Genomic DNA, 4195 nt, shown 5'->3' with positions numbered 1-4195 from the left:
ATCAGCGGCCAGTTGAGGCGCGCGGCTACCTGCTCGATGTGGGTGGACTTGCCCGTGCCGTGATAGCCCTGCACCATGACTCTGCGGTCATGCGCAAACCCGGCGCAGATGGCCTTGGTGGTCTCCGGATCAAACCGGTAGGCGGGATCCACATCGGGCACGTGGGAGTCCCGCTCGCTGAAGGCGGGGACCATCATGTCGGAATCGATCCCGAAGGTCTCGCGCAGGGAGACCTGATGGTCGGGAACAAGGGTCAGGAGTTTTTCGTCCTGGGTATCGGCAAGTGAAGTCATGGCCCGTCCCGATTACAGGGTTACGCGGCCGATGCAAACGGGTGTTTAATGGCCACGAAGCCCCGGGCCATAGGGGGCGGGAGGAGGGTCAGATGAGCGTTTCCCAGACGCGGCGGGTGCGGGTCGCGCCGGAGGCTTCGGGCTTCGGCGCCCGGATCACCGGGGTGGATCTTTCGCAGCCCCTGGACCCTCGGGACCTGGAGGATGTCCGAGCCGCCTGGGCCCGGCACGCCGTGGTCTGCTTCCCTGGCCAACCGCTTTCCCTGGACGCCCTGGAGGCGTTCACCCTGCAGATCGGTCCGTTCGGAAAGGACCCTTACATCGAGCCCATGCCCGGCCGGCCCAACGTTCTTGAGCTGCGCCGGCAACCCGACGAGAAGGCCTCCAACTTCGGCGCCGGCTGGCACTCGGACTGGAGCTTCCTGGAAACGCCTCCGGCGGCGACCCTGCTGCGGGCCCAGACCATCCCGCCGGTGGGTGGCGACACCCTCTTCGTGGACGCCAGCCGCGCCTGGGACGCCCTCTCCGACGCGATGAAGGCGGTCGTGGCCCCCCTCCAGGCGGTGCATTCCGCCCGTCAGAGCTATGGCACCAAGGGGGTCTTCGCCCGTGATACCGAGGCCCGGACCATGAAGATCATCGTCTCGGAAGAGGCCGACTCCAGTCTGACCCACCCGCTGGTCCGGACCCATCCGGTGACTGGTCGCAAGGCCCTCTACATCAGCCCTGTCTACACGGTGGGGATCGAGGGCTTCACGCCGGAGGAGTCCCAGGCCCTGCTCGGCTTCCTTTTCGCCCACCTGACCCGGGAGGAGTTCATCTATCGGCACAGATGGACTGAGGGTGACCTGCTGATGTGGGACAACCGCTGCACCATGCACTTCGCCGAGGGTGGCTACGACGGCCACCTCCGGGTCATGCACCGGACGACCGTACAGGGCGAGGTTCCCGTCTGACGCCCGTCGGCCGGAGTCTGACGTTTCAGGCCAGCTTGGCCTTGCGCAGGACCTGGTAGGCCCGGATCGTCCGCTGGAGCTTTGTCTCCGCAGAACGGTCGCCGCCGTTCGCGTCGGGGTGGCACAGCTTGACCAGCTCAGTGTAGCGCGCCCGGATCCGGGCGGCGTCAACGTCCTCATCCAGGTCCAGGTCCGCCAGGGCGGCGCGTTCCAGCTTGCCCAGGCTGCGGCGAGGGGTCGCCTCGCTCGCCCGGCTGGCGCTGGTGCGCCCGAAAAGGTCGAACGGATCCCGGAAGCCGTCGCCCGTGGCGAAGCCGCGCGCCGCCGCCGCCGCCTCCCGGGAGTTCTTGCCGGCCTTGAAGTCCCAGGTCGGACGGTCGCCGAGGGCGCTCTGCTCCACGCGCGCCCGCACCTCGGCCTCCGTCATCCCTGCGAAGAAGTTCCAGTTGCGGTTGTAGTCGGCTGCGTGCGGCTGGCAGAACCAGTAGTGCTCGTTCAGCATGTCCCGGCTCTTCGGGGCTCGCGCGCTGGCGGCGACCCGGCAGCCGGGATGGTCGCAGGCGCGCTCGCCTGGCTTCAGGGCGTGCACGTCCGCCTGCGCCGCCTCCTCCGCGGTCGGCGGTCGCACCCGGATATCCACGAAGCGGGGTCTGTATTGAAACGCACCGGCCATCGGCCAAGTATGAGTAGGATGGCCTCGCTTTCAAGATTCGAAGGATGGAAATGGGACGGATTGCCGGGACGTTGCGGGAAAAGCTCAGCGCCGCCTTTCAGCCTGACGAGCTCGAGATCGAGGACGACTCCGCCCGCCACGCCGGCCACGCGGGCGCGGCGCCGGGCGGCGAGAGCCACTTCAACATCCGGATCCGCGCCGCCGCTTTCGCCGGCCAGTCGCGGGTGGCCCGCCAGCGCATGGTCTACCGTGTCCTGGCCGAGGAGCTGGCGGGCCCCGTCCACGCCCTGTCCCTGACGGCCCTTGCGCCGGAGGAGGCCAGGTCACAGTCTGTCGGCAGTGAACGGGGGAATTCAAAGTGATGACCACCATCCGGGTAAACGGGGTCGACCACGCCGTCGACGTCGATCCGCGTACAAGCCTGCTTGACCTGCTGCGCGAGCGGCTGAACCTGAAGGGGACCAAGAAGGGTTGTGACCATGGGCAGTGCGGCGCCTGCACCGTCCTGGTGAACGGGGTCCGGATCAACGCCTGCCTGTCCCTGGCGGTCATGCACGACGGCGACGAGGTCCTCACGGTCGAGGGCCTGGCCTCCGGTGAGGTCCTGCATCCGGTGCAGCAGGCCTTCCTTACCGAGGACGCCTTCCAGTGCGGCTACTGTACTCCCGGTCAGATCTGCTCGGCCGTCGGCCTGCTGGCCGAGGTCGCCGCCGGGCAGCCGAGCGAGGCCACCGAGGACCTCGACGGTCCCGTCACCCTGACGGACGCTGAGATCCGCGAGCGAATGAGCGGGAACATCTGCCGCTGCTCGGCCTATCCCCAGATCCTCGCCGCCGTCCGCCGCGCCGCGGGAGCCGCCGCATGAAGCCCTTCGCCTTCGAGCGCGCCCGGGACGTCGACCACGCCCTGAGCCTGGCCGCATCCAGCCCGGGCGCCCGGTTCCTGGCCGGGGGGACCAACCTCCTGGACCTGATGAAGCTGGAGATCGAGCAGCCGCCGCGTCTCATTGACGTGGGCCGCCTGCCCCTGGCCGAGATCTCCGAGACGGCTTCCGGCGGCCTGAGGATCGGCGCCCTGGCCACCAATACCGCCGTGGCGTCCGATCCCCGGGTGCGGCGTCGCTATCCCGCTCTCGCCCGGGCCATCCTCGCCGGGGGCTCCGTCCAGCTGCGCAACAAGGCCTCGGTGGGCGGCAACCTCATGCAGCGGACCCGCTGCCCCTACTTCATGGACGCCGCCAAGCCCTGCAACAAGCGCCTGCCGGGGTCCGGCTGCAGCGCCATGGACGGCCTGTCCAAGTCCCTCGCCCTGTTCGGCGCCAGTGAGATGTGCGTGGCGGTAAGCCCCTCCGACATGAGCGTGGCCCTGGCCGCCTTCGACGCCGTGGCCGAGACGGTTCGGGCCGACGGATCCGTCCAGCGCCGACCCGTGGAGACCCTCCACCGCCTGCCCGGCGAGGCGCCCCAGGTGGATACCGACCTTGCGCCCGACGAACTGATCCTGGCCGTGGAGCTGCCGCCGCCGCCGCCGGGCCGGCAGGTCTGGCGCAAGGTCCGGGCCCGGGCCTCCTACACCGGGGCGATCGCCAGCGTCGCCGTCGCCGGCGACCGTGTGGCCCTCGGCGCCGTAGCCGCCAGGCCCTGGCGCGCCCGCTTCACCGAGGCCGCCCTGGCCGACGGCGCCTCGCCCGCCGAGGCGGCAGGGGCGGAGCTGGCCCATGCCGGTGGGCCGGAGAGCCGCAAGTCCCTGGTCCGGCGCCTCGCCGCCGACGCCATTCGCGAAGCCAAGGAAGGCGCTGCGTCATGAGTACTGTCCGCGACTGGGCCGCGCCCAATCCCGTCACCGAGAACCGCTCCGGCCTGATCGGCAAGCCTGTCGACCGATACGAGGGTCGCCTGAAGGTGACCGGGACGGCGGCCTACGCCTATGAGGTGGAGACGCCCGCTCCGCCCCTCTACGGCCACATCGTCTCGTCGACCCTGGCCAAGGGCCGCATCACCGCCATCGACACCTCTGCTGCGGCCGCTGCGCCCGGCGTGGTCCTCGCCTGGAGTCATCTGAACGTTCCGGCTCAGGCGGCCCGCGGCGCCCGGCTTAACCCCCGTAGCCAAAGGAGCGCCAACCCGGCCCTGGAGTCCGACCGCGTCGAATTCTACGGCCAGTCCGTCGCCTTCATCCTCGCCGATACACCGGAGAACGCCCGGGCCGCCGTGGGCCTGGTCCGGATCGCCTACGCCGCCGAGGACGCGGACCTGGACTTCCTCTCCAGCCTT

Annotated in this window: 5 protein-coding genes and 2 pseudogenes; 5 read left to right on the top strand and 2 right to left on the bottom strand. The window is 69.8% G+C overall.

Going from position 1 to position 4195, the window contains the following annotated elements:
* Window positions 1–293: pseudogene (locus IM632_RS14455) on the bottom strand (cobaltochelatase subunit CobS); the annotation flags it as partial.
* Window positions 294–385: 92 nt separating this feature from the next.
* Here IM632_RS14455 and IM632_RS14450 point away from each other — a divergent pair.
* A complete protein-coding gene (locus tag IM632_RS14450) occupies window positions 386–1249 on the top strand; it encodes a TauD/TfdA family dioxygenase (RefSeq protein WP_296485174.1) in 864 nt (287 codons plus the stop codon).
* Between the two features lie 25 nt (window positions 1250–1274).
* Here the strand turns inward: IM632_RS14450 and IM632_RS14445 are convergent, their stop codons facing one another.
* On the bottom strand, window positions 1275–1922 hold the full coding sequence (locus IM632_RS14445) for a J domain-containing protein (protein WP_293526902.1): 648 nt from the start codon (window positions 1920–1922) through the stop codon (window positions 1275–1277).
* A gap of 50 nt (window positions 1923–1972) precedes the next feature.
* Here IM632_RS14445 and IM632_RS14440 point away from each other — a divergent pair, with 50 nt between their 5' ends.
* The 4 genes and pseudogenes from IM632_RS14440 to IM632_RS14425 all read left to right on the top strand — a co-directional run.
* Window positions 1973–2284 carry a BolA family protein gene (locus IM632_RS14440; protein WP_296485177.1) on the top strand — a complete coding sequence of 104 codons (312 nt, stop codon included), beginning with the start codon at window positions 1973–1975 and terminating at the stop codon, window positions 2282–2284.
* Window positions 2284–2787: a 2Fe-2S iron-sulfur cluster-binding protein gene (locus IM632_RS14435; RefSeq protein WP_296485181.1), complete on the top strand. Its 504-nt coding sequence runs from the start codon at window positions 2284–2286 to the stop codon at window positions 2785–2787. Before IM632_RS14440 ends, IM632_RS14435 begins: the two co-directional genes overlap by 1 nt.
* Complete coding sequence (locus IM632_RS14430) at window positions 2784–3728, top strand: xanthine dehydrogenase family protein subunit M (RefSeq protein ID WP_296552521.1); 945 nt, start codon at window positions 2784–2786, stop codon at window positions 3726–3728. The genes IM632_RS14435 and IM632_RS14430 overlap by 4 nt, the downstream gene beginning before the upstream one ends.
* A pseudogene (locus tag IM632_RS14425) lies at window positions 3725–4195 on the top strand (xanthine dehydrogenase family protein molybdopterin-binding subunit); the annotation flags it as partial. The gene IM632_RS14430 and the pseudogene IM632_RS14425, both read left to right, overlap by 4 nt.

The organism is Phenylobacterium sp., assembly GCF_020402505.1.
Taxonomy (GTDB): Bacteria; Pseudomonadota; Alphaproteobacteria; order Caulobacterales; family Caulobacteraceae; genus Phenylobacterium.
This window is presented reverse-complemented; position numbering and strand designations above follow the sequence as displayed.